Below are 24,561 nucleotides of genomic sequence, written 5' to 3'. Positions count from 1 at the left end.
GCGCCGTGTTCTTCCCGCTCTCGAAGGTGATCTACTTCCTGATCACGCCGTCGAACTTCTTCATCTTCGCGGCCCTGGCCGGGCTGATCCTGCTCGCCGCGACACGCCTGCGGCGGACGGGGCTCGTGCTCGCCCTGCTCGGACTGCTGGGGCTCGGGCTCGGCGGATTGTCGCCGCTCTCGGAGATCGCCCTGCTGCCCCTGGAGCAGCGCTTCGCCCCCCACCCCGCCGACGGGCCCGCCCCAACCGGCATCATCGTGCTCGGCGGCGGCATCGAGGCGGGCCTGTCCGAGGCGCGTGGCCAGGTGATCGTCAATGATGCCGGCGAGCGGCCGATCTACCTGGCCGATCTGGCGCGGCGCTTTCCGGCAGCGCGGCTGGTGTTCTCGGGCGGCAGTGGCTTCATCGGCGGCGGGATTGCGGAGGCCGACATCATCAGCCAGCAGGCGGACGTCCTCGGCGTGCCCCGCGCCCGCCTGATTCTGGAGAACCGGTCACGCAACACGCACGAGAACGCGACCTTTTCGGCAGCCCTGGTTCAGCCGAAGCCCGGAGAGCGCTGGCTGCTCGTGACCTCGGCTTGGCACATGCCCCGGGCGGTCGGATGCTTCCGGCAGGCCGGCTTTACGGTGGACGCCTTCCCGGTGGATTACCGGACTCGCGGCTGGGGCGACTTTGCCCGATTCAACGGCTTCGCCTCGGACGGCCTGCTCCAGCTCGATCTCGCCGTGAAGGAGTGGCTCGGGCTCGTAGCTTACCGATGGTCCGGCTACACGTCGGACTTGCTGCCGGGACCCGAGCGGTCGGCCGGCAGCGACAGCCGGTAGACACCGCGGAAATCGTCCGGATCCACCGGCTTGCCCTTGCGCAGGATCGCGATCCGGCCCGCACGGGCGAGGCGCACGGCCGTGCGCCGCACCGGCTGCATGAGCGGCCCCCAGCCGTCCGGGTGCGGACCGCCCAGGGCGCGTGCAACCTCCGAGGGGCAGACCGTCTTGTCTGCACCGCGCTCCGCCACGAGGTCGAGCATCGTCGTCTCGATCGCCGCGTCGTCCGTTTTCACGTCGGTCATGTCCGCGCCTCCTCCGCCGGCGCCAAGAGCGGACCCTCGTGCGGCCCCTCCCCTGCCTCAAGCAGCGCCCTGCGGATCTCCGAGGCGAACTGCCGACGCCACATGATGATCACCACCGCGGTTGTCGAGGCGATGAGCACGTAGGGGCTCACGAACCAGCCCAGATAGGCGAGCGCGAAGAAGAATGCCCGCTGCCCGCGGGCGAAGTGCCGGCCGGCGCTGACATTCATCGCCGCGAGGCGGCGCACTGCCCGCAGCATCTCGGCCTCGCTCGCCCCGGATCCCTTCGGTGGCACGGCACCGAGCAGGATCGCCGCATAGTTGAACAGCCTGTAGGCCCAGGCGAACTTGAAGAAGGCGTAGACGAACACCACCGCGAGTCCGGCGACCTTCAACTCCCAGGTAAGGCGGTTCGCCACCGTCCCGAACGGCAGCGTGGCGAACAGGTTCAGCACGTCGTCGCCGGAGCGCGACAGGGTGAGCACCGAGCCGAGGGCGATCAGCGAGGTCGAGGCGAAGAAGGCGGTACCGTTCTGCAGGGAGGCGTTGATCTGCGTGTCGACCACGCGGTTCTCGCGCCCGATCACCTGCCGTGCCCAGTTCGAGCGGTGGCCGTTCATGATCTGGCTGAGGGAGACCATCCGTCCGCGCAGGCGCCCCACCGACAGGCCGTAGGCGACCCAGGCAAGGACGAAAAAGAGCAGCGCCCCGAGATCGATGGGCGAGAAGGCGGCACTGCCGCTCGACAGGTCGGTCATGATCTCCGGACGGCGGAATCGCAGTGGTCGCGAGGCCATACCAGTCCGGGCGGCGATGCAGAACCCATCCGAAACGGCCCGGCGATCACCGCGGTTTCAACGACGCAGGATCTCGAAGCCCTCTGCGGCCGGACGATCGTCCATCTCGCGGACAGTGACTTCGGTGACGCGGGCGCCGGGCGGTCCCGACCAGCACAGCGTCTCCATCAGTGCGACGGCGTCCGGCGCTCCGCTGAAGACCGCCTGGACCGAACCATCGTCACGGTTGCGCACCCAGCCCGAGAGCCCCCGGGCTCGGGCCTCGGACTGCGTCCAGGCGCGATAGGACACTCCTTGGACCCGGCCTCTGATCACGACGGAGATCGTCCGTGTTTCGATCATTCGGGCCATACCCGCCTGGAAGTGGCCCGCGCGATGATGGCGCGGGCCCGGATTGCCTCACTCGGCCGCCACAGGGCGACGGAGGCTCACGCCCACCGCCGCCCGCGTTGCGCCGGTCCTAACGTGCGTGGAGTAGAGCATCAGGCCCGTGAAGGCGATGCCGCCGACGATGTTTCCGATGAGCGTCGGGATCTCGTTCCAGAGCAGGTAGTCCATGACCGTCAGGTGGCCGCCCATGAGGATCGCCGATGGGAACAGGAACATGTTCACCACCGAGTGCTCAAAGGTCATGAAGAAAAAAACCGTGATCGGCATCCACATCGCGATCACCTTGCCGGGCACCGAGGTCGACAGCATTGCGCCGATGACGCCCGTGGAGACCATCCAGTTGCACAGCATTGCACGGACGAAGAGCGTCAGCATCCCGGAGGCGCCGTACTTCTCGTAGCCGAGCGTGCGGGCCTCGCCGATGCCGGCGATCAGCTTGCCCACGGCGTTCGGCTCGGTGGCGAAGCCGAAGGTGAACACGATCGACATCATCACGGCCGTGGTGAGCGCGCCGGCGAAGTTGCCGAAGAAGACAAGCACCCAGTTGCGGGTGACGCCCGCGACCGTCACGCCGGGGCGCTTGTCGATGAGGGCGAGAGGTGTGAGCACGCAGACGCCGGTGAACAGGTCGTAGCCCAGCAGGTAGAGCATCGAGAAGCCGACCGGGAACAGAAGGGCCGCGACCAGCGGCTGGCCGGTGGTCTGGTTGATGGTGACCGCGAAGGCAGCGGCGAGCGCCAGGATCGCGCCGGCCATGTAGGCACGGATGAAGGTGTCTTTGGTGGCCATGAAGACTTTCGATTCACCGGCATCGACGGCCTTCTTCACGAAATCGGCTGGCGCCAGATACGACATGCGGAGCTCTCCCTCGCAGGCACGTGCCGATCGCCGTTGACCGACGGGCGCGCTGCGCAATCACGGACGGCTGGCCGGGCGCAGTGATCTCGTCCACACGCCCGGTGGATCGTGGGCAAGCATGTTGCGTACCAATTCCGAGCTTGTCAGGCGGGTGCTCCCCGCCGCCAACCATTGAGTTCGCGGATATAGGCGGCTGGCAGTTGAGCGGCGCGTGCAGCGGCGAGGACGGCTTCGAGATAGCCCGGGCGTGGGCGGCCGGGCGCGGTCGAGCCGCCGAGATAGATCAGGGCGCGCTTGACCCCATCCGTCGCTCTCACAGGAAGCGTGGCTTTCACGTAGAGGCCGGCGGCGACGCCCTCGTATCGATCGAGAGCGGGGATGTCGTCCAGGGCGAGTTCCCACAGCACGCCCCAGACGGTTCGGGCCGGATCTCGTACGACCGAGGCGTAGCCCTCACGCATGATGATGAAGCGGTGGTTCGGCAGGTGACCGCCGCCGACAAGCCGCGAAACCGGGCAGCGCAGCGCCATCGCGGCGGCATCCATGTTGGCGCCGTAAGCGAAGTAGAGGGCCATGCCGGTCAGCCAAGCGAGAAGAGTGCCGCGCGACAGCTCAAAAGCCGGAGGTGGTGTCCAGCCAGCGAGCCGTGCGCTCGTTCAGAGATACGGACGGACGGCCAGGGGCCGAATGCCACATCGCAGTATGATCACGTTGATCGCTCGATACGCCACCGCGATGGAGCGCAACGCGGTGGCAAACACGGTCATGGCTACGCCGTGATCCGTACGGATTGAGCGCTCTCACCGCTCAGGCAAATTCCAGGATCACGGCATCGACCGCGAGGCTGTCGCCCTCCTTGGCGTGGATCTTGGCCACCTTCGCGTCGCGCTCGGCGCGCAGCACGTTCTCCATCTTCATCGCCTCGACGATGGCGATCGGCTCGCCGCTCTTCACTTCCTGGCCTTCGGACACGAGGATCTGCTTCACGAGACCCGGCATCGGGCAGAGCACCTGCTTGCCCGAACCCGCCTGCTCCTTCACCGGCATCAGCGCGGCGAGCTCGGCCTCGCGGCGGGTGTAGACCCGGGCGTCGCCAGCCGCTCCGGCATGCTGCAGGAACACGCCGTTGAGCAGGCTTCGCACTTGGATCGCCACGCGGTCCGATCCGATCGTGCCGATCCAGACCGGCTCGCCCGGACGCCATGCGCTGGCCACGGTCAGCGCGGTGCCGTCCTCCTGGGTCACCAGAAGATCCGGACCCTCCGGCTCTACGGTGACCGGGTAGGACTGTCCCGCCAGGATCACGACGCGGTCCCGCTCGAAGGCAAAGAGTCCCGGCGCGCGCATCTGTCCGGTGATGCCGCGCTTGCGCTGGTTGAGCTTGTGATCGATGGCCGCGGCCGCCGCCATCATGCGGACCGCCGTTTGGCCCGCAGGCTCCGGGGCGGTGAAGCCCTCCGGGAATTCCTCCGCGATAAAGCCGGTGGAGAGGCGGCCCTCCTGCCACCGGGGATGGGCCATCAGCGCCGACAGGAACGGGATGTTGTGGCGGATGCCGTCGATGGCGAAGGCATCCAGCGCCTCGGCCTGCGCGGCGATCGCTTCATCGCGGGTCGGCGCCCAGGTCACCAGCTTGGCGATCATCGGATCGTAGTGGATGGCGATCTCGCCGCCCTCCTCCACGCCGGTATCGTTGCGCACGATGGCGGCACCCTGCCGACCTTCTTCCGGCGGACGGTAGGTCGTCAGCCGCCCGATCGACGGAAGGAAGTTGCGGGTCGGATCCTCGGCGTAGACGCGACTCTCCACCGCCCAGCCGTTCAGCTTCACGTCGTCTTGGGTGATCGGAAGCTTCTCGCCGGCCGCGACCCGGATCATCAGCTCGACGAGGTCGAGGCCGGTGATCATCTCGGTCACCGGATGTTCAACCTGCAGGCGGGTGTTCATCTCCAGGAAGTAGAACGACTTGTCCTGACCGGCGACGAATTCGACCGTGCCGGCCGAATCGTACTTCACCGCCTTGGCGAGGGCGACGGCCTGCTCGCCCATCTTCCGGCGGGTCTTCTTGTCGAGGAGCGGCGACGGCGCTTCCTCGATCACCTTCTGGTTACGCCGCTGAATCGAGCACTCGCGTTCGCCGAGATACACGACGTTGCCGTGCTTATCGCCGATCAGCTGGATCTCGATGTGGCGCGGGTCTGTGATGAACTTCTCGATGAAGACGCGGTCGTCGCCGAAGGAGGAGGCGGCCTCGGAGCGCGCGCGGGCGAAGCCCTCGGCCACCTCGTCGCCCGAGAACGCGATTCGCATCCCCTTGCCGCCGCCGCCCGCGGAGGCCTTGATCATCACCGGGTAGCCGATCTCATCGGCGATCTTCCTGGCGTGCTCAGGGGATTCGATCACGCCGAGGAAACCCGGCACGGTCGAGACCTCGGCCGCCGCTGCGGCCTTCTTCGATTCGATCTTGTCGCCCATGGCGGCGATGGCGCCGGGATTCGGGCCGATGAACACGATACCGGCGGCTTCGAGTGCCTTCGGGAAGGCCTCGCGCTCGGAAAGGAAGCCGTAACCGGGATGGACCGCCTGGGCGCCAGTCTGCTTGCAGGCGGCGACGATCTTGTCGATGACCAGATAGGACTCCGCCGCTGCGGCGGGGCCGATGTGGACGGCCTCGTCGGCCATGGCGACGTGCACGGCGTCGCGGTCGGCGTCCGAGTAGACCGCTACGGTCCTGATGCCCATTCTCCGGGCGGTCTTGATGACCCGGCAGGCGATCTCGCCCCGGTTGGCAATCAGGATCTTGTCGAACATCGCTGGCGCACTGCTTTCGAGATCGCCGGATTGCACACCGGCTTGACTGTCCCGATAGATCAGTTGCGCGGCGGACGGAAGCTGCGCCTTTGTCGAAGGCTCACGCCGCCAGGGCGAAGGTGATACGCGCGGGCTCGGCCGTGTCGCGGACTCGGCGGTTGGCCTCGAGGGCGAAGACCATCAGCGATTCGGCGCTGCCCTGCGCCTCACGCACGACCTCCATGGCGATCCGGGCGCCCACCGGGCTCGGGCCGTCGCGGCCGCTGAGCGAGGCGGCGAGCCAAGCCGCGACGTCGCGGTCGATATAGCCCGTCGGGCGCGTGCCCCACACCGCGAAATCCACCACCGAAGCCACCAGGAAGTCGGCGAAGGCGTCGGACCCGATCACCGCCCGCTCGAGAGCGATCAGCAGGTCGGCATCCTCCCGGCTCATGAGGCCGTCCGGCAGGACCTCGCGCTTTAGGACGATCAGGTCCTCGTCGCTGATCGTGCCCGCCGACACAGCATGGTTGCAGAACTGTTGAACGGAAATCATGGTCATGGTCGCCTGCTCCTCCGACCTTTGCTGCGGTCGGTGCTTGTCCCTGTGTGTCTTCAACTTACGGGACGGCTTCCCTGCCAGAAGTTAATGGCCAGATCTGAACGGAAGTTCAGGTAAACACGTCCCGAGCAAGCAGGCTTATTGGGACGTTGATCCGTTGCGTTACCGGACGATGACCGTGGCCCCGACGGGGACGCGATTGTAGAGATCGACCACGTCGATGTTGCGCATGCGGATGCAGCCGGAGGAGACCGCCCGACCGATCTTCTCCGGCTCGTTGGTGCCGTGGATCCGGTACAGCGTGTCCTTGCCGTGATCGGACAGGTAGAGGGCGCGAGCACCGAGCGGGTTCATCGGGCCGCCCTGCATGGCGTGGACATGCGGCCAGCGCTTGATCATCTCGGCCGGCGGGTTCCAGGCCGGCCATTCCGCCTTGCGGTCGACCTTCGCCGTGCCGCTCCAGCCATACGCCTCGTCGCCCACCGACACGCCGTAGCGGATTGCCTTCCCCTCCGGCAGGACGAGGTAGAGCTGCCGCTCCTTCGTCTCGACCACGATGGTGCCGGGCGGCTGATGCGTTGAGTCGCTCACCTCGTAGCGTGCGAAATGAGGGTCGAACTCCGCCTCGGGAACGAGCGCCATGAATTCCGCATCCCGTGCGGTCAGAGCCGGATCGGGAACCCCCTTGAAGTTGCAGCCCGACAGCAGAAGGGCGCAGGCCAGAACAGGAATGACGCGCATCGGGCCGCCCTCGACAGGTGGACGCGCTCCGGACGCGTCGTCCTACGGCCGTTTCGCGCGAGAGAATCGGGCAACCATAACCAGGGCGGGCACCCGCCCGTAGTCCGCGCGTTTCGCCCATGGCACATTGCCGGCTCCTGTTGCAGGCACGCGACAGGACCGCATCCCGGAGCGACCGTCGTGACCACCCTCTACGTGAGCCATCCCGCCAGCTTCGATCACGAGGTTCCGGAGGGACATCCGGAGCGGCCGGCCCGGATGCGGGCCGTCGAGCGCGCACTGGAGGACGAGCGTTTCGCCGGCCTCGTGCGGGCGTCGGCACCGCGCGCCGCCGTCGAGGTCGCCACGCTGGCCCACCCGCGCGAATACGTCGACGCGCTGGTCGCCGCGATCCCTGAGCACGGCATGGTCGGGATCGACTCCGACACGATCCTGTCTCCGGGCAGCCTGGAGGCGACCCTGCGGGCCATCGGTGGCGCGACGCACGCCCTCGACGCGGTCATCGCCGGCGAGTGCCGGAACGCGTTCGTCGCCATGCGGCCGCCGGGTCATCACGCCGAACGAACCCGCTCGATGGGGTTCTGCCTGTTCAACCACGCCGCCATCGCGGCGCGCTACGCCCAGGAAAAGCACGGTGCCGAACGGGTCGCCCTGGTGGATTGGGACGTCCACCACGGGAACGGCAGCCAGGACATCTTCTGGGACGATGCCTCCGTGCTCTACTGCTCCACGCACCAGATGCCGCTCTACCCGGGCACGGGCGCCTCATCCGAGCGGGGCGACAAGGATACGATCGTCAACGTGCCGCTGCGGCCGAACGACGACGGCGAGGTTTTCCGCGAAGCCTTCGAGACGGGCATCCTGCCGCGCCTGGAGGCCTTCCGGCCGGACGTGATCGTGATCTCGGCGGGATTCGACGCGCACCGGCTCGACCCGCTGGCGAATCTGCGGCTCGAAGCGGAAGATTTTGGCTGGGCGACGCGCCGGCTGATGGAGCTGGCAGAACGGTGCGCGGGCGGCCGCATCGTCTCCGTGCTGGAGGGCGGCTACAGCCTGGAAGGGCTCGGCAAATCGGTCGCGGCGCACGTGGACGCCCTGATGGGGCGCTAGGCCTCAATCCGCAGGCCGGCGATCGGCGCCGGCCCGGATCGGGCTTTATCCTGCCGCTCGAGGGAAGCGGATCGTGAGCACATCGGATCGTCTCATCATGGCCGTTTGGATGCATGGCCGGGTTGGCGCGGCCTGTCCCCGGCGTCCGGGAAAGATCCGATGACAGCGGACGGCTTCCTGACCTACGCGCTCGCGCTGGGCGTGGTCGCCGCGGTTCCGGGTCCGGGCGTCATCGCCCTCGTGGCCCGCGCGCTCGGATCGGGCTTCCGATCCGCCATGGCCTTCGCGCTGGGCCTTATCCTGGGCGACCTGACCTACCTCGCCGCCGCGGTGTTCGGGCTGACCCTCGTCGCGGAAAGGCTCGGCCCTGTCTTCGTCGTCGTGCGCGTCATGGCCGGCCTGTACCTGGCCTATCTGGCCTTCCGCCTGTGGCGCTCGACCGCGGCGGCGACGGGAGTCGAGGGCGATGCAGCCGACGGACCGCTCGCGAGTTTCGGCGCCGGACTCAGCATCACCCTCGCCAATCCGAAGACGATCGTCTTCTACCTAGCCGTGCTGCCCACCCTGATCGACCTCGGCGCCGTCACCCGCCAGGACTTCGCTGCCCTGGTTTCGCTCACCGCGCTGGTGCTCGTGACGGTCATGACCCCCTACGCGGCACTGGCCTCGCGGGCGCGGGTGGCGCTGCAGAAACCGGTCTTCCGCCGCCGACTCAACCGGAGTGCGGCCGCGGTCATGGCCGGCGCCGCGATCTGGACGGTCGCGCGGCGCCCCTGACGCGCCCGCTCAGCCGTCCAGCGGCTCGTCGCCCAGAAGTTCGATGCCGAAGCCCGAGAGGCCGACATAGGAGCGCGACGAGGTCGCGAGATTGCGGATCGAGACGACGCCGAGGTCGCGCAGGATTTGCGCGCCCAGACCGATTTCGCGCCACTGCCGGGCGCGCAGGGCCTCCGTACCCTCGTCGGTGACGCTCTTGACCGGGACGCCCGCGGTGCCGTCCCGGAGATAGACCAGAACGCCCCGGCCCACCGCCGCGAAGCGCTTCAGCACCGCGTCGATCTGCTTGCCCCCGCCGATCACGTCGGCGACGACATTCGAGCGGTGCAGGCGCACGAGTACGTCCCGGCCGTCGCCGATCTCGCCCATCACGAAGGCGAATTGCTGGATCGTCTCGAACGGGGTCGAGAACACGTAGGCGTTCATGTCGCCGTGGTTCGAGCGCACCGGGAAATGACCGACCCGCTCCACCAGCCGGTCCCGGGCCTGCCGGTAGGCGATCAGATCGGCGACCGAGACCTGCTTCAGCCCATGCGTCTCGGCGAAAGCCTCGATCTGCGGCCCCTTCATCACCGTGCCGTCGTCGTTGGCGAGTTCGCAGATCACGCCCACGGGCGGCAATTCTGCCAGGCGGCAGAGGTCGACCGCGGCCTCGGTATGGCCCGAGCGCATGAGCACGCCGCCGTCGCGGGCGATCAGCGGGAAGACGTGCCCCGGACGCACGAAATCGCCCGCGCCCATGTTGCCGTTGGCGAGCGCCCGCACCGTGTTGCAGCGCTGCTCCGCCGAGATGCCGGTCGTCAGACCGTGCTTCACATCCACCGTGACCGTGAACGCCGTCCCGAGGGGCGCGTCGTTCGAGGCGACCATCGGGGCGAGTTGCAGGCGGCGCGCCTCGCTCTGGGTGATCGGCGCGCAGACGATGCCGCAGGTGTTGCGGATGATGAACGCCATCTTCTCCGGCGTGCAGAGCGAGGCCGCGACGACCAGGTCGCCCTCGTTCTCGCGATCATCGTCGTCGGTGACGACCACGATCTCGCCGCGGGCGAAGGCCGCGATGGCCTCGGTGACGGTGCAGTGGGGCACGGGCAATCTCGAATCAATTGAGGCCAAGGCCGGGATCAGGGCTGCGGCCCGACCTGCCCCCGATGGCGCAGATAGTGATCGGCCAGCACGCAGGCCATCATGGCCTCCGCCACCGGCACGGCGCGGATGCCGACGCAGGGATCGTGGCGGCCCTTCGTGACGAGGTCCACCTCGGTGCCGTCGCGGGTGACCGAGCGGCGTGGCGTCAGGATGGAGGAGGTCGGCTTCACGGCGAAGCGGACCACCACGGGCTCACCGTTGGAGATGCCGCCCAGGATGCCCCCCGCGTGGTTGGCCAGGAAGCGCGGCCGACCGCCGTTGCCGGCGCGCATCTCGTCGGCATTGTCTTCGCCACGCAGGGCCGCGGCGGCGAAGCCGTCGCCGATCTCGACGCCCTTGACGGCGTTGATCGACATCATCGCGGCGGCGAGGTCAGCGTCGAGCTTGCCGTAGACCGGCGCGCCGAGGCCCGGGGGCACGCCCTCGGCCACCACCTCGATCACCGCGCCGACCGAGGAGCCGTCCTTCCGGATGCCGTCGAGGTAGGCCTCGTAGTGCGCGGCGGCCTCGGCGTCCGGGCAGAAGAACGGGTTGTTGCCCACCTCGGCCCAGTCCCAGCGCGACCGGTCGATGGCGTGCGGGCCCATCTGCACGAGCGCTGCGCGGATGGTGACACCCGGGATGATCTTGCGCGCCACGGCGCCGGCCGCGACCCGCGCCGCGGTCTCGCGCGCGGAAGAGCGACCGCCGCCGCGATAGTCGCGGATGCCGTACTTGGCGTCGTAGGTGTAGTCCGCGTGACCCGGCCGGTAGCTGTCGCGGATCTCGGAATAATCCTTGGAGCGCTGATCCGTGTTCTCGATCATCAGCGCGATCGGTGTACCGGTGGTGAGCTGACGCCCGCCGGTGCGGTCATCGGAGAACACCCCCGACAGGATCCGGACCTGATCGGGCTCCCTGCGCTGCGTGGTGAAGCGCGACTGGCCGGGTTTGCGGCGGTCGAGCTCGGCCTGGATCTCCTCGGCCTCAAGCGGCAGGCCGGGTGGACAGCCATCGACCACGCAGCCGAGCGCGACCCCGTGGCTCTCGCCGAAGGTCGTGACGCGGAACAGGTGGCCGAAGGTGTTGTGAGACATGACGCCGGTGCCTTAGCGCGGGAGCGGCGGGGGCACAAACGGCACCGCACCCGGCTGCGACGAAGATCCGGCGGTCGCGGCGCGTCGACGGATGCCGCGGTTCAAGCCGGGCCGGTTCCACGCGCCCCGGGCAGATCGAGCCCGCCCCGTGCCTTCAGCGCGCGGTAGGCCGCGACGGCTGCGGCGAGATCACGGCGCAGACGCCTCTCGTCGCTGAGTGCGTCGCGATCGTAGCTGAGCCCGCGAATATGCGCGGCCTCGTAGCCCTCCGGGAGCTCACCGGCACTTCCCAGCGTGATGGTCGCGTCGGGCAGCGCGTCGGCGAAGTCTGACAGCCGGGCCCGCAGCGCGTCGCCGCTGGCGCGCAGATGGGTGCCGGCGCGCGGCCCGTGCTCGCGGAGCGCCGCCACGGTTCCTTGCGCCAGCGACAGGTAGACCGCTTCGCGATGCGCCGGGAACAGGTAGACGAGATAGAAGCCCCGCGTGGCGCTCGTCGTGACGGCGGGATCGAAGATCGCGATCCACGGGACGGCCGCCCAATGGCTGCCGCGCCCGGAGCTTCCCCTGATCAGGAACGGCCCGTCGATCGGCGCCAGGGCCGCGCGCAGCTCGTCCGGCGCGCCTCTGCGGATGACGGCCGCCAGGGGATGCCCGGCCACCGGCTCGACGCGAGCGAGCGGGTATTCCTCAACGATCCGCCGAAGGGCGAAGCCGAGGCTCACGGCCGCGCGAGCACACCGCCGGTCATCGCCTCGCGCACACCAGTGGTCGCGGGAAAGGTGATCGGCAGGCCCTGGAGCGAGCGCACCGCCAGGTAGGCGAAGGCTTGCGCCTCCAGATAGGCCGAGGACCAGCCGATGGCGTCGGCCGTCGTGATCTCGGCCCGGAGATGGTAGTTCAGGAGCCGCACCAGCTCGCCGTTGCGCGCGCCGCCGCCGGCCACGATCCAGCGGGTCGGGATCTCGGGGGCATGGTCCAGCGCCCGCGCCACCGCCCGCGCCGTGAAGGCCGTGAGCGTCGCCGCGCCGTCCTCAGTCGAGAGCTGGCCCGCGAGCTTGTGCGAGAACCAGTTCCGGTCGAGCGACTTCGGGGGCTTGCGGAAGAAGAACGGATGCGTCAGCAGCCAGGCGAGCAGCTGCTCGTCGGGCCGGCCCCGGGCAGCGGTGCGGCCGCCGTCGTCGAGGTTCTTGCCCTCGCGCTCCTGCATCCACTCGTCGATCAGGGCGTTGCCGGGGCCGGTATCGAAGGCGATCACGCCGCCCTTCGAATCGATCAGCGTCGCGTTCGCCACGCCGCCGATGTTGAGGATGCCGAATGGGCCGTCGAAGCCCGAGGCTTCTGCGAGTGCCTTGTGGAAGACCGGCACCAGCGGCGCCCCCTGCCCGCCCGCCTCGATATCGGCGCGGCGCAGGTCCGAAACAACCGGAATGCCGAGCCGGGTCGCCAGCGCCTGACCGTCGCCGATCTGGATCGAGATGCGCTGGTCCGGCCGGTGAATCACCGTTTGGCCGTGAAAGCCGATCACGTCGATGTCGGCCGCACCGAGGCCGTTCTCCTCTAGGAAGCGCTCGACGGCCTCCGCATGGGCCTGGGTGACGAACTCCTCCGCCTCGGGCAGGCGCCCGGGCCGGTCGCCCGGATGAAGCACCGACTCCGCGTCCTTCGTGGCCGCGCGCAGGAGCGCCTTCTCGTCATCCGTGTAGCCGCGGTAGCCGGTCGGCCCGAGCGGCTCCAGGAAGTTGTTGTGGCCCTTGACCACGTGGACCCGCTCTCCGTCGGTCTCGATCAAGGCGATGTCCACGCCGTCGAGCGAGGTGCCGCTCATCAGCCCGATCGCGCGCATCATCGCCATGCCGCCCTGCCCCGTGCCTTTCGGCCAACGCCCTGCTAAGAGCGCGCCGTATCCTGAACCCAGCGCGAGCTAGCACGCGGAGCCTCGGCCTGTCGCGCGAAGCCCGCGACCCGAGATTGAATCCATGACCGCCGAGAGCTTCGCGCCGAAATCCGACTTCCTGCGGATCCTGACCGAGCGCGGCTATATCCACCAGACCTCCGACCTCGCCGGGATCGACGCCGCAGCCCTCGAAGGCCGGTTGACCACCTATGTCGGCTACGACTGCACAGCGCCGTCGCTCCATGTCGGGCACCTCCTGTCGATCATGATGCTGCATTGGCTCCAGGCCACCGGCGGACGTCCGATCGCGCTCATGGGCGGAGGCACCACCCGGGTCGGCGACCCGTCCGGCCGCGACGAGACCCGCAAGATCCTCACCGTCGAGCAGATCGACACCAACAAGGCCGAGATCCGCAAGACCTTCGACCGGTTCCTGCGCTTCGGTGAGGCCGCGGGCGACGCCGTGATGGTCGACAATGCCGAATGGCTGACCAAGCTCAACTACATCGAGATGCTGCGCGACGTCGGTCGCCACTTCTCGGTGAATCGCATGCTGTCCATGGACAGCGTCCGCCTGCGCCTGGAGCGCGACCAGGAACTCTCGTTCCTGGAGTTCAACTACATGATCCTGCAGTCTTACGACTTTGTGGAGCTGAACCGCCGCTACGGCTGCATCATGCAGATGGGCGGATCGGACCAGTGGGGCAACATCGTCAACGGCATCGATCTCGGCCGGCGCATGGGCACGCCGCAGCTCTACGCGCTGACCTGCCCGCTCCTGACCACGTCGTCGGGCGCCAAGATGGGCAAGACCGCGGCCGGCGCCGTCTGGCTCAATCCGGACATGCTCAAGCCCTACGATTACTGGCAGTTCTGGCGGAACACCGAGGATGCGGACGTCGCTCGCTTCCTCAAGCTTTTCACGCTGCTGCCCATGGAGGAAATCGCGCGCCTCGCGGCGCTGGCGGGCTCCGAGATCAACGCCGCCAAGACGGTCCTGGCCACCGAGGCGACCGCGCTGATGCACGGCCGCGAGGCCGCCGAGGCCGCCGCCGAGACGGCACGGAAAACCTTTGTGGAAGGCACTTTGGCCGCGGATCTCCCGAGCGTGACGGTGCCTGCCGCCACGCTGGAATCAGGGCTGGGCGTGCTGACCGCCTTCGGGCCGGATGTCGCCAAACTGGTGCCGTCGACGAGCGAGGCGCGGCGGCAGATCAAGGGCGGCGGTCTTCGCGTCAACGACGTACCGGTCACCGATGAGAAGGCGGTTCTGACGCGGACCGACCTGACCCAGGACGGCGTGATCAAGCTCTCGTTCGGCAAGAAGCGGCACGTCCTGCTGCGGGCGGAATGAGCCGCCGCCCGCACCGTAAGCCCGCTGGAGACGCCGACGCTTGAGCGCTTCCGCGCGCATCCTGGTCATCGACGACGAGCCGCCGATCCGTCGGCTGCTCCGGACCGGTCTCGGCACGCAGGATTACGCGGTGATCGAGGCCGCCGACGCGGCCGCGGCGCTTGCCGCCCTGGATGCGGGGGGTGTCGACCTCGCGATCCTCGATCTCGGTTTGCCCGACATGGCCGGCCACACGCTGCTCGCCGCGGTCCGCGAGCGCTGGCCCGACCTGCCGATCCTGGTCCTGTCGAGTCGAGACGACGAGCGCGGCAAGGTCGAGGCCCTGGATCTCGGCGCGGACGACTACGTCACCAAGCCCTTCGGCATGAACGAGCTCTTGGCGCGCATCAGGGCCGCCTTGCGTCACCGCCTTGCCATGCAGGGCGAGCGGCCGGTCTTCCGGCTCGACGATCTCTCGGTCGATCTTGTGCGGCGGATCGTGCGCGTCGGGGATCGCGAGGTGAAGCTGTCGCCGCGCGAATACGAGTTCCTGCGGGTGCTGGTGCAGCATGCCGGCAAGGTGCTCACGCATGCGCAGCTGATGCGCCACGCGCCCTCCTCGTCGGATCCGCAATACCTGCGCGTCTACATCCGCCAGCTCCGCCAGAAGCTGGAGCCGGATCCGGAGCGTCCCCGCTATCTTCTGACCGAGACCGGTGTCGGCTACCGCCTGCGCGCTCCGGAGTGATCGTTGTTCCGGGGCTGCCGAGCCTCAGCCCCTCTCATTGCGCCGCATGAGGCCATCCGGCGAACCGGGCGCTTGCCGGTACCAGCTCTCGACCCATCGCCCGAGCTTCTGGCCTGGGACCTCGACGAGGTAATAGCCCAGGACCGAAAATACGAGGGCCAAAACCAGAGACACGACCAGGACACCGCCGGCAGCGACGTAGTCCTGGGCGATGTCCATCGCGAAGCCGTGGAGGAGGTAGGTGGAGAAGCTGATTGCCCCGAGCCAGCCGATCACCCGGCTGTTGACGAGCCGCGAATCCCGCACCTGCGGCAGCAGTGCCACGACGGCGAAGAGGATCGGCGCAGCGACCCACGGATAGACAGCCTGGCCCATCGTGATGTTCGGGTGCCGAAAGTATCCGAAGGACACGACGTTGCAGATCGTCATGACGGCCATGAAGACCAGCAGATCGACGAGAACGCGATCCCGGCTCACGGTGCCACTCTGTCCCCGGTAGAAGCGTGCGCCGAGAATGGCGGCGTAGACCATGGCCATGCGCGCCAGCGGCAGCCGGTGACCGGAGGCGAGCGACAACAGAGCCAGGCCCAGCAGGAGGATCGGTGCGGCGATCGCGAGCCGGTCGTCGAAGCGGGGACCGATCACGAGCAGCGACAGGGCGAAGAGGGTGTACCACGCTATTTCCAGGTTAAGGGTCCAAGTGACGCCCCAGAGCGGGAGGGCGCCGACATAATCCTGAACGAGGAGCAGGTTCGCGATCCAGTCACGGGCTGTCGCATCCTTCAGGTAGGACAGGCTCGGCAGGAGGCCGCTGTACCCGACGACCGCCAGAAGTGCGAACGTCGTCAGAACCAGCGGATAGATCCGGAATACCCGCCGCAGCGCGAATGTCCCCAGGCTCAGGCGCTTCTTCGCCGTCATCGGGATCACGAAACCGCTGATGATGAAGAACAGGACGACGCCAAACACGCCGGGGGACAATGCCGCGACAACGGCCTGACCCCACGGGCCCTCACGCTCGATGACATGCTGAAATACGACGGCTGCAGCGGCGACGAAGCGCAGGGCGTCCAGGAAGACGATGCGAGGGCCCGTGGGAGATCGGACACGATCACCCTGCCCCGGGATGCGTCCTTCTGCGACGGAGTGCATCGCTTCGAGGCTCACTGACCGATCACCGGACGCCAATCGCATTCCAAAATCTCCACACATGTCGCCGGTCCGAAAAGAGAGGCAAAGTCTTCCCGCAAGCGCGATCACACCGTCACCGTGCAACCCCTGCTAGGTTTCGACCCTTGATCGGACCCATGCGGGTGCTGTGCCGCGGCGATTGCCGCGGCCCAACGCATCGCGCGTTCCGAATGTGCTTCTGGAACATAATGCTGAGCGCAGCTGGATTCGAGAATACGGGCTTGACACAACAGATTTGACATGTCACGCATATTCGATTCTCTATAGTATTGTTTTCGTATGGCCAATGGAAAATCTTCCGGCATTAAGAGTTGCTATTGTCATAGCAAGCAAGGGGCGTCCGCATACACTTTCTCAGTGGCGCGAACTGCTTGAGGATCAGACGATTAAGCCGTCCAGCGTCGTGTACTCGGTTTCACACGACCGCGATTTGCCCGAGGAGAACCGGCTTTTTCCCTCGCATGTGATCGTCAAAGGGGCGGCAGGTGCGTCGCGGCAACGGAACCGAGGTATCGAAGCGGTCCTGCACGACTGCGATTTATTGGCTTTTTTCGATGACGACTACATCCCGGCGACGAACTGCATCGAAAATATCGCGGAATTCATGCATCGCAATCCGGATGTTGCCGGCGCGAACGGATTGCTGTTGCGCGATGGCATCAACAGCGAGGCCGTCGATTTCGAGGACGCGAAGGCGATCTTGAAGGACTATATCGAAGGTCAGCCGGACGACTTCAGCATCAAGAAAGATTTGGTCGGCCTCTACGGCTGCAACATGGTCTTTCGCGCGTCCGCAATCGGGAACATCAGATTCGACGAGAAGTTGCCGCTGTATTCCTGGCAGGAAGATATCGATTTTGCGGTTCAGGTCGGAAGGAATGGTCGCACTGTCGCCACGAACAGCTTCGCGGGCATTCACCAGGGCATCAAATCCTCACGGACGTCCGGAAAGCAGCTCGGATACTCGCAGATCGCGAACCCGATCTACCTGATCCGCAAAGGAACGATGCCCGCCACATTCGGCGTGCGACTGATGATCAAGAACGTCATCAGCAATCATGTAAAGTTATTCAAGCCGGAGCGCTGGGTCGATCGCCGGGGGCGCACCGTGGGTAACTGGCTGGCCATCCGGGATCTGCTGACCAACAGACTCGATCCAGAGAAGATACTGCGCTTTTAGATCGGTACCGAGAACGAGCCGGCCAGCATTTCCTTGCTCGAGGGATAGGCGCGCATGGCGATTTCGGCCATTCCACAATCAAGACGCGGGCTCGGATCGGCGCTCTGAATGTGAGCGTCTTCGGCCGGGATGGCGTTCCTTCACGCGTGCGCACCGACTTGACGTTGCCCCCTCTCGGGGGCCGGCGAACGAGCTCTCAGGGGTCCAGCCCCTCTTGGATCCGCCGCGCAGCGCGCAGCTTCTCGACCCGGGCCACCGAGAAGACCGAAGCCTCGTAGAGAAGCAGCATGGGCAGCGCCAGGGACAGCTGCGAGATCACGTCCGGCGGCGTCAGCACGGCGGCGGCCACGAACACCAGCACGATGGCGTAGCGACGCTTGTCCCGCAGGAAGGCCGAATCGATGATCCCGATCTGACCCAAGAGGGTCAGGATCACCGGGAGCTGGAACGCGATGCCGAAGGCAAAGATCAGCGTCATGATCAGCGAGAGATACTCGTCGACCTTCGGCAGCAGCTTGATCGTCGGCTCTCCGGCTACGCCCACCTGCTGGAGCGAGACCGAGAACTTGATCAGGAGCGGCATCGCCAGGAAGAAGACCACCAGCGCGCCCAGCACGAAGAAGATCGGCGTCGCCACGAGATAGGGCAGGAAGGCCTTTCGCTCGTTTCGGTAAAGACCCGGTGCCACGAAGGCGTAGATCTGTGTGGCGATCACCGGGAAGGCAAGGAAGGCCGCGCCGAAGACGCTCAGCTTGATGTTGGTGAAAACCTGCTCGAGGAAGTGCGTCGCGATCAGCTCGGCGTTCTGCGTACCCACCACTGACGTGTAGGGGTAGACGAGCACGTTGTAGATGTCGCGCGAGAAGAAGAAGCAGACGAAGAACATCACCACGAAGGCGATCAGCGACTTGATCAGCCGTGAGCGCAGCTCGATCAGGTGCTCGAGCAACGGTGCCCGGGACGCCTCGATCTCGGCCTCGTCCGCCTCGGTAATCATCGGGCTGCTGCGCCGTTCTTCGGATCCACAGATGTTTCGTGCGGGGTGCGCGGCTCCGCCGGCGGGCCGAAGGGGTCGTCGACAGAGGCTGGGACCGGGAGCGGCACGTCGGGCGCCGGAGCCGTCACGGCATCCGCGGCCGCCGCTTCAGGAGCGTGGACCGAACCGACGGCCTCCTGCTCGGCCTTGAGCTGGGCGGTCGCGTCGGCGAGCGAGCGGACTTCCGGAGCCGGTTGCTCGGGGCCAAGCTTCTCGGGCCCGAGCTTGGCCGTGCGTCCTTCCACGGCCCCCTTCAGTTCATCGCGGATGGTCTGAACGGGGTTGAAGCTGGAGCCCGCGGAGCGAACGGTGTTGCGGATGCCGTCGACCTCGCGCCGGACCTCGTCGAGTTCGGCCTCGCGGATCGCCTCGTTGAACTGCATCTGAAACTCGCCGGCCATGCGGCGCAGCTTGGACGTGATCTGCCCGACGGTGCGTAACGCCTTCGGCAGGTCCTTCGGTCCGATGACGATGAGGGCGACGCCGCCGATCAGCATCACCTCGCCCCAGCTCATGTCCAGCATGTCGTCGACGGTCCTGCTGCCCCGAGATCCGGACCTGCGTCCGGTCCCCGTCAGGCTCTACACGAGCGCGCGCGCCCTGACAGTCCTTCAGACCGGCTTGCGTTCACCACCCGGCAGGTGGCTCGCCGGGATCGCCGTGCCGGGGCTGGTCTCGGTCGCATGCGGGATGGTGCGGACCGGCTCGCTCGGCGGTGCCACGGTCTGATTCGCCTGAGGGGCCTCGTCTTCGGCCATGCCCTTTTTGAACGCCTTGATGCCCTTGGCGACGTCGCCCATCAGGTCCGACACCTTGCCGCGTCCGAAGAGCAGCATCACGATGACGGCGACGATGACCCAGTGCCAGATACTCATGCTGCCCATGGCAACCTCCTGCGTGCGCCCCCTCGATACGAGAGCGTGACGCCACGTCCGGTTGATGATTTCCGGGCGAACCTAGGGATCGCGCCGCCCGAACACAAGCAGAGGCGATATCAGGGCCGGTGGAAGGCCGCGGTGCGAGGTCGCGGGTCAGGCCGCAGCGAGTGCGGCCGCGAAGCGCGCGCGCGCTTCCGGCAGGTCGAGCGCGTCGCCGGCCGGATCGAGGCGCGCAAGCGCGGCGGCCGCCCGCTCGGCCGCCTTCCCCTCGAGGACGGGTGCAGCTTCGGCGACCGCCCGCATCTCGTCCATGGCACCGTTGCAGTGCAGGCCGACATCAATACCCGCCGCGAAAGCCAACTGCGCCCGCTCGCGGAAAGTCCCGGAGAGCGCGTGCATGGAGAGATCGTCGGTCATCAGCAGGCCGTCGAAGCCGATCGCGGTGCGGATCACATCCCGGATGACGGTCGCCGACTGGGTTGCCGGCCGCTCCGGGTCGATGGCCGTGAAGACCACATGGGCACTCATCGCCATGGGCAGGTCGGCAAGCGCCTGGAAGGGCCGGAAATCCTGAGCCGAGAGGGCTTCCCGGCTCGCCTCAACCACCGGCAGGCCGTGATGGCTGTCGCAGGCCGCGCGCCCGTGCCCGGGGATATGCTTCATCACCGGAAGGACACCGCCGGTCATCAGGCCCTCGGCGATCGCGCGGCCGATCTCGGCGACGGACTCCGGATTCGTCCCATAGGCGCGGTCGCCGATGATGTCGTGGGAGCCCGGCGCCGGCACGTCGAGGACGGGCGCGCAGTCGACGTTGATGCCGACCTCGGCGAGATCGTGCGCCATTAGCCGCGCGCCGAGCCGGGCGATCGCGGTGGCGCTGCCGTTCAGGCGCCCGTAGCGGCCGCCGGCCGGATAGGCCGGCCAGTGCGGCGGCCCCATGCGCTGCACTCGGCCACCCTCCTGGTCGATCAGGATCGGCGCCTCGGCGGAGCCGAGGCAGTCCCGCAGCGACTCCGTCAGCGCCCGCACCTCGTCGGGCGTGCCGATATTGCGCTTGAACAGGATGAAGCCCCAGGGCCGCACGTCGCGGAAGAAGGCGACCTCCTCGGCGGAGAGCGACTTGCCGGCGCAGCCGAGGATCAGGGCACGGGAGGTCATGAGGACGGCTCGGAGACTTCTCGGTTGCTGCGCGCAGGAGGCAGAAAAAACGTCGGGCGAGCGGAATCGATGCGGGCAGACTCGGGCGGGATCGGGGTGGCGGCAAGACGAAACCGCGCCCGCGGGGCCGTTGCTGATTGAAGGGGTGGCCGGTGTTGCCCGGCGGACTCGGATTTGCGCGACCGGGCGTGGCGGGCCCGGATCGCGTTGGCCCAGGGCCGCCGTCCCAGGGAGGCAAGGTGGGCAGCCCGGGCTCGACCGCTCCGGCCGGCTCGGCGCCGGCCGTCAGTGGCCCATCAATTCTTCGCCACGAAGCACTGACCGCCCGCGCCCTGCAGCGCGCTGCACAAGCTCGCGGCCTCGGATTTCTCGAGCGGTCCGACGCGGACGCGATAGAGCGTCTTCCCGTTGACCTCGGCCTGCCGGATCAGCTCCGGCTTGCCGGCGAGCTGCGTGTACTTGGCCTGCATCTGACGGAAGGCCGCCTTCGCCTCGGCGGCGCTGCTGCGCACGCCGAGCTGAACCGAGAACCCGCTGACCGGGCCGGATTTGATCGCCGCGTCGTCGCTGCCCGTCACGCTGCCGGTCGATTCCTGCGCCGTTGCGGATACGGGGGCCGCCGCGGCGATCCGCTGCGCGGCTTTCGGCGGCGGCTTCACGGCGACGGGCTTGGGCGCCGGCGGCTCTACCGGGGTCGGCGGCGGCGGTGCCTCGACCGGCGCGGGGACGGCCGGGGGCATGCTGGCCGCGGCTTGCCGGACAGGCTTTGCCTTGGCCTGCGCAGCCGGCGGAGGCTCGTCCGTCGGCAGGACCATCGTGGGAATCGGGGCCGGCCCGGCGTCGGCCTGGGCTTCCCGCTGCGGCGGGGGAGCCGGCGGCGCCTCGGGCTTCACCGCGACGGTACGGACCCGCCGCGGCTCGCCGAACGCCTCGAACGGGCTGCTGCCCGGCGTCGTGCCGCTCTGCGCGCCCGGAGCGGGATTGGGCCCCTGCGCGGTGCGCGCGGCCTCGGCCACGTCGAGGGGCTGTTCCTCGCGGTTCACGATCTTGATCTGGCCGTCCTTCTTGCCCTTCGGATCGTAGATCTGCCGGTTCTGATCGGGGATCTCGACTCCGTCCGCCACCTTCGGGGCGACCTTGAGGGGGGTCGAATCGGCCTGGACGACGGGCACGCCGGTGTGCCCGGAGCCGTGGAGCCCCTTGTAGGTCAGGGCCCCTGTGACGGCGACGGCGACGACGGCGATACCGGCACCGACCGAAACGAGCCGCCGGCGCGGATTCACGCGCCGAAGCGTGTGGCCATCCTCGTAGGCGCCATCGGCACTCTGGCGCGCCTCGTCGCCCTGCCCGGCATAGGCCGGCGCCTCCTGATGCGTGTCGCGCTCGACCGAGGCGAGGTACTGGTCGAAGGCGTCGGCCGGGGTCGACTTTGCCGGCTCAGGCGAGAAGCTCGGCTCGACACGGCCGTTCCAGTCAGGCTGTGCGTGCGACGGCGCGCCGGTCCGCATCCCGTCTCGGGCAGCCAGCAGCGCCCGGAAAGGGTCGTCCTGGCCGACGATCCGCGCCAGTTCCGCCAGAGGGTCGGGCTTGCCCCCCGCCTGCGGCGCACGGGCATTCTCCTGACGCAGATCGCGCGCGAGGGCGTCCAGATCGACCTGAGCGCGCGAAGCGTTCGTCATGGCAGCATCCTCACATCAGCGCCGGTCACCGGCCCGATGCTCCCGGGCCTATCGCATCTCGTCGGGCGCGGTCACACCGAGAACCGCGAGGCCGGCAGCTAGCGTGCTCCGGAGAGCTTCGATGAGCGCCAGCCGGGCCCAGGTCGACTTTCGGTCGGTTGCATTAACAAACCGTAATTGCGGCAAGTCTTTGCCCTTGTTCCAGAAACTATGAAGCGCGGAGGCTAGTTCATAGAGGTGGAACGCGATTCTGTGCGGCTCATGCGCCAGGGCTGCGGATTCCAGGACACGCGGGTACTGGGCGATGAGGCGCATCATCTCGATCTCGCCCGGGTCGGTGAGCAGCGAGAGATCAGCCTCGCGCAAAAGTCCGGCCACCGAAAGGTCCGCGTCCGGGAAGGCCTCCCGCGCCTGCCGCTGCACCGAGCGTACCCGGGCGTGGGCGTACTGTACGTAGAAGACCGGGTTGTCCTTGGATTGCTCGACAACCTTGGCGAGGTCGAAATCCAGCGTCGCGTCGTTCTTGCGGTAGAGCATCATGAAGCGGATGGCGTCGCGTCCGACCTCATCGATCACATCGCGGAGAGTGACGAACTCGCCGGCCCGCTTGGACATCTTGACGGGCTCGCCTGCGCGCAACAGCCGCACCAGCTGACAGAGCTTGACGTCGAGCGTCGCCTTGCCCTCGCTGACCGCCTTCACGGCGGCCTGCATGCGCTTCACGTAGCCGCCGTGGTCGGCGCCGAGCACGTCGATCAGCTCGGTGGCACCCGCGAGGTACTTCGCCCGGTGATAGGCGATGTCGGAGGCGAAGTAGGTGTAGGAGCCGTCCGACTTCAGCAGCGGCCGGTCGCTGTCGTCGCCGAACTCCTTGGTGCGGAACAGCGTCTGCTCGCGATCCTCCCAGTCCTCGGGGAGCTGACCCTTCGGCGGCGGCAGCCGGCCCTCGTAGACGAGGCCCTTCTCCCGCAGCTCCTGGAGCAGCGCCTTAACGGCGCCGCTCTCCTGGAGCGTGCGTTCGGAGAAGAACACGTCGTGCCGGATCCCGATCGCCTCCAGATCGGCCCGGATCATGTCCATCATCATGCCGAGCGCGGTCGCGCGCACCACCGGCAGCCACTCCGCCTCGGGCTGGTCGAGAAGTGCGCGTCCGTAGAACTCGGCGAGCTTGGCGCCGACGGGCTTGAGATAGTCGCCCGGATACAGACCCTCGGCGATGGCGAAGGGCTCGCCCAGCGCCTCCCGGTAGCGCTGGAACGCCGAGCGGGCGAGCACGTCGACCTGTACGCCGGCATCGTTGATGTAATATTCCCGCGTCACCTGCCGGCCGGCAGCGACCAGAAGGTTGCACAGGGCGTCGCCGAATACGGCGCCTCGGCCATGGCCGACATGCATCGGCCCGGTGGGGTTGGCCGAGACGTACTCGACGTTGATCGGGCCGCCGGGCAGCCTGGCGCGGCCGAAAGCCTCCGGCTCGGACAGCGCGCTGCGCAGGACCTCGTGAAAGATCTCCGGCATCAGGCGCAGGTTGATGAAACCGGGCCCGGCCACACTCGCCTCCGCGATGCGCGGATCGGTGCGCAGCTCCGCCGCCAGCGCCTCACCCAGAGCCTTGGGGTTTGTCCGCGCCTCCTTGGCGAGCACCAGGGCGGCGTTGGTGGCGAGATCGCCGTGCGACGGGTCGCGCGGCGGCTCCACAACCACGCGACCGAGGTCGAGGCCCTCAGGCAGTCGGCCGGCGCGCGTCAGCGCCTCCACGGCCTCGCGCACGCGCGCCTCGAACAGGGCGAAGATGTTCATCGATCTCGGTCTCGCTTGCGCGGGAGTCTCGTCGCCCGGCCGACCCGGCCTGCGCCCGCCCGGGCCGTCTAGCAAGGGGGCGTAAGGGTGTCACGGCGCGGGATGGGCGCGCAGCGCATGCGGGCTCGACGATCCGGGCAGGGAACCGGTGACCGGGCAGGCCGGCTAAGACCTACGGCCGGGGAGACCTACGGCCGGGGCTACGGCTATCGGTACGGTTACGGCCGTGGGCTCGGCTACGGCCTGGCCGGCGCTGGCAGCGGCCTGGGACTCGGGCTGGCGGCGGGCAGCCGGGCCGCGGGGTACGGCTATGGCGGTAACGGATACGGGTATCCGGCCTCATAG

General features: G+C 67.9%; 25 protein-coding genes. 6 read left to right on the top strand and 19 right to left on the bottom strand.

What is annotated here, in order from left to right; genetic code table 11:
• Nucleotides 1-5: 5 nt before the first annotated feature.
• Complete coding sequence (locus tag ACYCO6_RS06200; RefSeq protein ID WP_459770366.1) at nt 6-827, top strand: YdcF family protein; 822 nt, start codon at nt 6-8, stop codon at nt 825-827.
• Here the strand turns inward: ACYCO6_RS06200 and ACYCO6_RS06195 are convergent.
• From ACYCO6_RS06195 to ACYCO6_RS06160, 8 genes are all read right to left on the bottom strand, one after another.
• A complete protein-coding gene (locus ACYCO6_RS06195; protein WP_459770364.1) occupies nt 770-1,072 on the bottom strand; it encodes a DUF3253 domain-containing protein in 303 nt (100 codons plus the stop codon). The two genes, ACYCO6_RS06200 and ACYCO6_RS06195, sit on opposite strands and share 58 nt — an antisense overlap.
• Nucleotides 1,069-1,830 carry a DUF599 domain-containing protein gene (locus tag ACYCO6_RS06190; protein ID WP_459770362.1) on the bottom strand — a complete coding sequence of 254 codons (762 nt, stop codon included), beginning with the start codon at nt 1,828-1,830 and terminating at the stop codon, nt 1,069-1,071. The genes ACYCO6_RS06195 and ACYCO6_RS06190 overlap by 4 nt, the downstream gene beginning before the upstream one ends.
• Nucleotides 1,831-1,926: 96 nt before the next feature.
• On the bottom strand, nt 1,927-2,211 hold the full coding sequence (locus ACYCO6_RS06185; RefSeq protein ID WP_459770360.1) for an acylphosphatase: 285 nt from the start codon (nt 2,209-2,211) through the stop codon (nt 1,927-1,929).
• 57 nt (nt 2,212-2,268) lie between these two features.
• Nucleotides 2,269-3,114, bottom strand: a complete 846-nt coding sequence (locus ACYCO6_RS06180; RefSeq protein ID WP_459770358.1) for a formate/nitrite transporter family protein — start codon at nt 3,112-3,114, stop codon at nt 2,269-2,271.
• 146 nt (nt 3,115-3,260) lie between these two features.
• Nucleotides 3,261-3,692, bottom strand: a complete 432-nt coding sequence (locus ACYCO6_RS06175; protein ID WP_459770356.1) for a gamma-glutamylcyclotransferase family protein — start codon at nt 3,690-3,692, stop codon at nt 3,261-3,263.
• A 232-nt stretch (nt 3,693-3,924) separates the two neighbouring features.
• Nucleotides 3,925-5,928, bottom strand: a complete 2,004-nt coding sequence (locus ACYCO6_RS06170; protein ID WP_459770354.1) for an acetyl-CoA carboxylase biotin carboxylase subunit — start codon at nt 5,926-5,928, stop codon at nt 3,925-3,927.
• A gap of 100 nt (nt 5,929-6,028) precedes the next feature.
• Nucleotides 6,029-6,469 carry a hypothetical protein gene (locus ACYCO6_RS06165; RefSeq protein WP_459770352.1) on the bottom strand — a complete coding sequence of 147 codons (441 nt, stop codon included), beginning with the start codon at nt 6,467-6,469 and terminating at the stop codon, nt 6,029-6,031.
• A gap of 162 nt (nt 6,470-6,631) precedes the next feature.
• Nucleotides 6,632-7,210 carry a L,D-transpeptidase gene (locus ACYCO6_RS06160; RefSeq protein WP_459770350.1) on the bottom strand — a complete coding sequence of 193 codons (579 nt, stop codon included), beginning with the start codon at nt 7,208-7,210 and terminating at the stop codon, nt 6,632-6,634.
• Between the two features lie 180 nt (nt 7,211-7,390).
• On the opposite strand from ACYCO6_RS06160, the gene ACYCO6_RS06155 reads away from it, so the two are divergent.
• Complete coding sequence (locus tag ACYCO6_RS06155) at nt 7,391-8,320, top strand: histone deacetylase family protein (protein ID WP_459770348.1); 930 nt, start codon at nt 7,391-7,393, stop codon at nt 8,318-8,320.
• A 159-nt stretch (nt 8,321-8,479) separates the two neighbouring features.
• The gene (locus tag ACYCO6_RS06150) at nt 8,480-9,097 is read left to right on the top strand and encodes a LysE family translocator (protein ID WP_459770346.1); all 618 of its coding nucleotides are present in this window, start codon (nt 8,480-8,482) and stop codon (nt 9,095-9,097) included.
• Between the two features lie 9 nt (nt 9,098-9,106).
• Here the strand turns inward: ACYCO6_RS06150 and ribB are convergent, their stop codons facing one another.
• The 4 genes from ribB to ACYCO6_RS06130 form a co-directional block, all read right to left on the bottom strand.
• Nucleotides 9,107-10,183: a 3,4-dihydroxy-2-butanone-4-phosphate synthase gene (gene ribB / locus ACYCO6_RS06145; RefSeq protein WP_459770344.1), complete on the bottom strand. Its 1,077-nt coding sequence runs from the start codon at nt 10,181-10,183 to the stop codon at nt 9,107-9,109.
• A gap of 35 nt (nt 10,184-10,218) precedes the next feature.
• On the bottom strand, nt 10,219-11,319 hold the full coding sequence (aroC, locus tag ACYCO6_RS06140; RefSeq protein WP_459770342.1) for a chorismate synthase: 1,101 nt from the start codon (nt 11,317-11,319) through the stop codon (nt 10,219-10,221).
• Between the two features lie 101 nt (nt 11,320-11,420).
• On the bottom strand, nt 11,421-12,041 hold the full coding sequence (locus ACYCO6_RS06135) for a DUF3578 domain-containing protein (protein WP_459770340.1): 621 nt from the start codon (nt 12,039-12,041) through the stop codon (nt 11,421-11,423).
• Entirely contained in the window at nt 12,038-13,171 is a 1,134-nt protein-coding gene (locus ACYCO6_RS06130) for an anhydro-N-acetylmuramic acid kinase (protein WP_459770338.1), read from the bottom strand. Before ACYCO6_RS06130 ends, ACYCO6_RS06135 begins: the two co-directional genes overlap by 4 nt.
• A 124-nt stretch (nt 13,172-13,295) precedes the next feature.
• Here ACYCO6_RS06130 and tyrS point away from each other — a divergent pair, with 124 nt between their 5' ends.
• Together tyrS and ACYCO6_RS06120 are read left to right on the top strand one after the other, a co-directional pair.
• On the top strand, nt 13,296-14,567 hold the full coding sequence (gene tyrS, locus ACYCO6_RS06125) for a tyrosine--tRNA ligase (protein ID WP_459770335.1): 1,272 nt from the start codon (nt 13,296-13,298) through the stop codon (nt 14,565-14,567).
• 40 nt (nt 14,568-14,607) lie between these two features.
• Complete coding sequence (locus ACYCO6_RS06120; RefSeq protein ID WP_459770333.1) at nt 14,608-15,294, top strand: response regulator; 687 nt, start codon at nt 14,608-14,610, stop codon at nt 15,292-15,294.
• A 24-nt stretch (nt 15,295-15,318) separates the two neighbouring features.
• Here ACYCO6_RS06120 and ACYCO6_RS06115 read toward each other — a convergent pair whose 3' ends face one another.
• Entirely contained in the window at nt 15,319-16,446 is a 1,128-nt protein-coding gene (locus ACYCO6_RS06115; RefSeq protein WP_459770331.1) for an acyltransferase family protein, read from the bottom strand.
• 325 nt (nt 16,447-16,771) lie between these two features.
• On the opposite strand from ACYCO6_RS06115, the gene ACYCO6_RS06110 reads away from it, so the two are divergent.
• On the top strand, nt 16,772-17,665 hold the full coding sequence (locus tag ACYCO6_RS06110; protein ID WP_459770328.1) for a glycosyltransferase family 2 protein: 894 nt from the start codon (nt 16,772-16,774) through the stop codon (nt 17,663-17,665).
• A gap of 196 nt (nt 17,666-17,861) precedes the next feature.
• Here ACYCO6_RS06110 and tatC read toward each other — a convergent pair whose 3' ends face one another.
• The 6 genes from tatC to argS form a co-directional block, all read right to left on the bottom strand.
• Complete coding sequence (gene tatC / locus ACYCO6_RS06105) at nt 17,862-18,662, bottom strand: twin-arginine translocase subunit TatC (RefSeq protein ID WP_459770326.1); 801 nt, start codon at nt 18,660-18,662, stop codon at nt 17,862-17,864.
• Nucleotides 18,659-19,225, bottom strand: a complete 567-nt coding sequence (gene tatB / locus ACYCO6_RS06100; protein WP_459770324.1) for a Sec-independent protein translocase protein TatB — start codon at nt 19,223-19,225, stop codon at nt 18,659-18,661. The genes tatC and tatB overlap by 4 nt, the downstream gene beginning before the upstream one ends.
• A gap of 87 nt (nt 19,226-19,312) precedes the next feature.
• Nucleotides 19,313-19,585 carry a twin-arginine translocase TatA/TatE family subunit gene (locus ACYCO6_RS06095; RefSeq protein ID WP_459770321.1) on the bottom strand — a complete coding sequence of 91 codons (273 nt, stop codon included), beginning with the start codon at nt 19,583-19,585 and terminating at the stop codon, nt 19,313-19,315.
• 147 nt (nt 19,586-19,732) lie between these two features.
• Nucleotides 19,733-20,737 carry a beta-N-acetylhexosaminidase gene (gene nagZ, locus ACYCO6_RS06090; RefSeq protein ID WP_459770319.1) on the bottom strand — a complete coding sequence of 335 codons (1,005 nt, stop codon included), beginning with the start codon at nt 20,735-20,737 and terminating at the stop codon, nt 19,733-19,735.
• 296 nt (nt 20,738-21,033) lie between these two features.
• A complete protein-coding gene (locus tag ACYCO6_RS06085) occupies nt 21,034-22,416 on the bottom strand; it encodes an SPOR domain-containing protein (protein WP_459770317.1) in 1,383 nt (460 codons plus the stop codon).
• A 48-nt stretch (nt 22,417-22,464) separates the two neighbouring features.
• Entirely contained in the window at nt 22,465-24,216 is a 1,752-nt protein-coding gene (argS, locus tag ACYCO6_RS06080; RefSeq protein WP_459770315.1) for an arginine--tRNA ligase, read from the bottom strand.
• Between the last annotated feature and the right edge of the window lie 345 nt (nt 24,217-24,561).

It is taken from the genome of Methylobacterium sp. CM6257, assembly GCF_054611515.1.
This window is presented reverse-complemented; position numbering and strand designations above follow the sequence as displayed.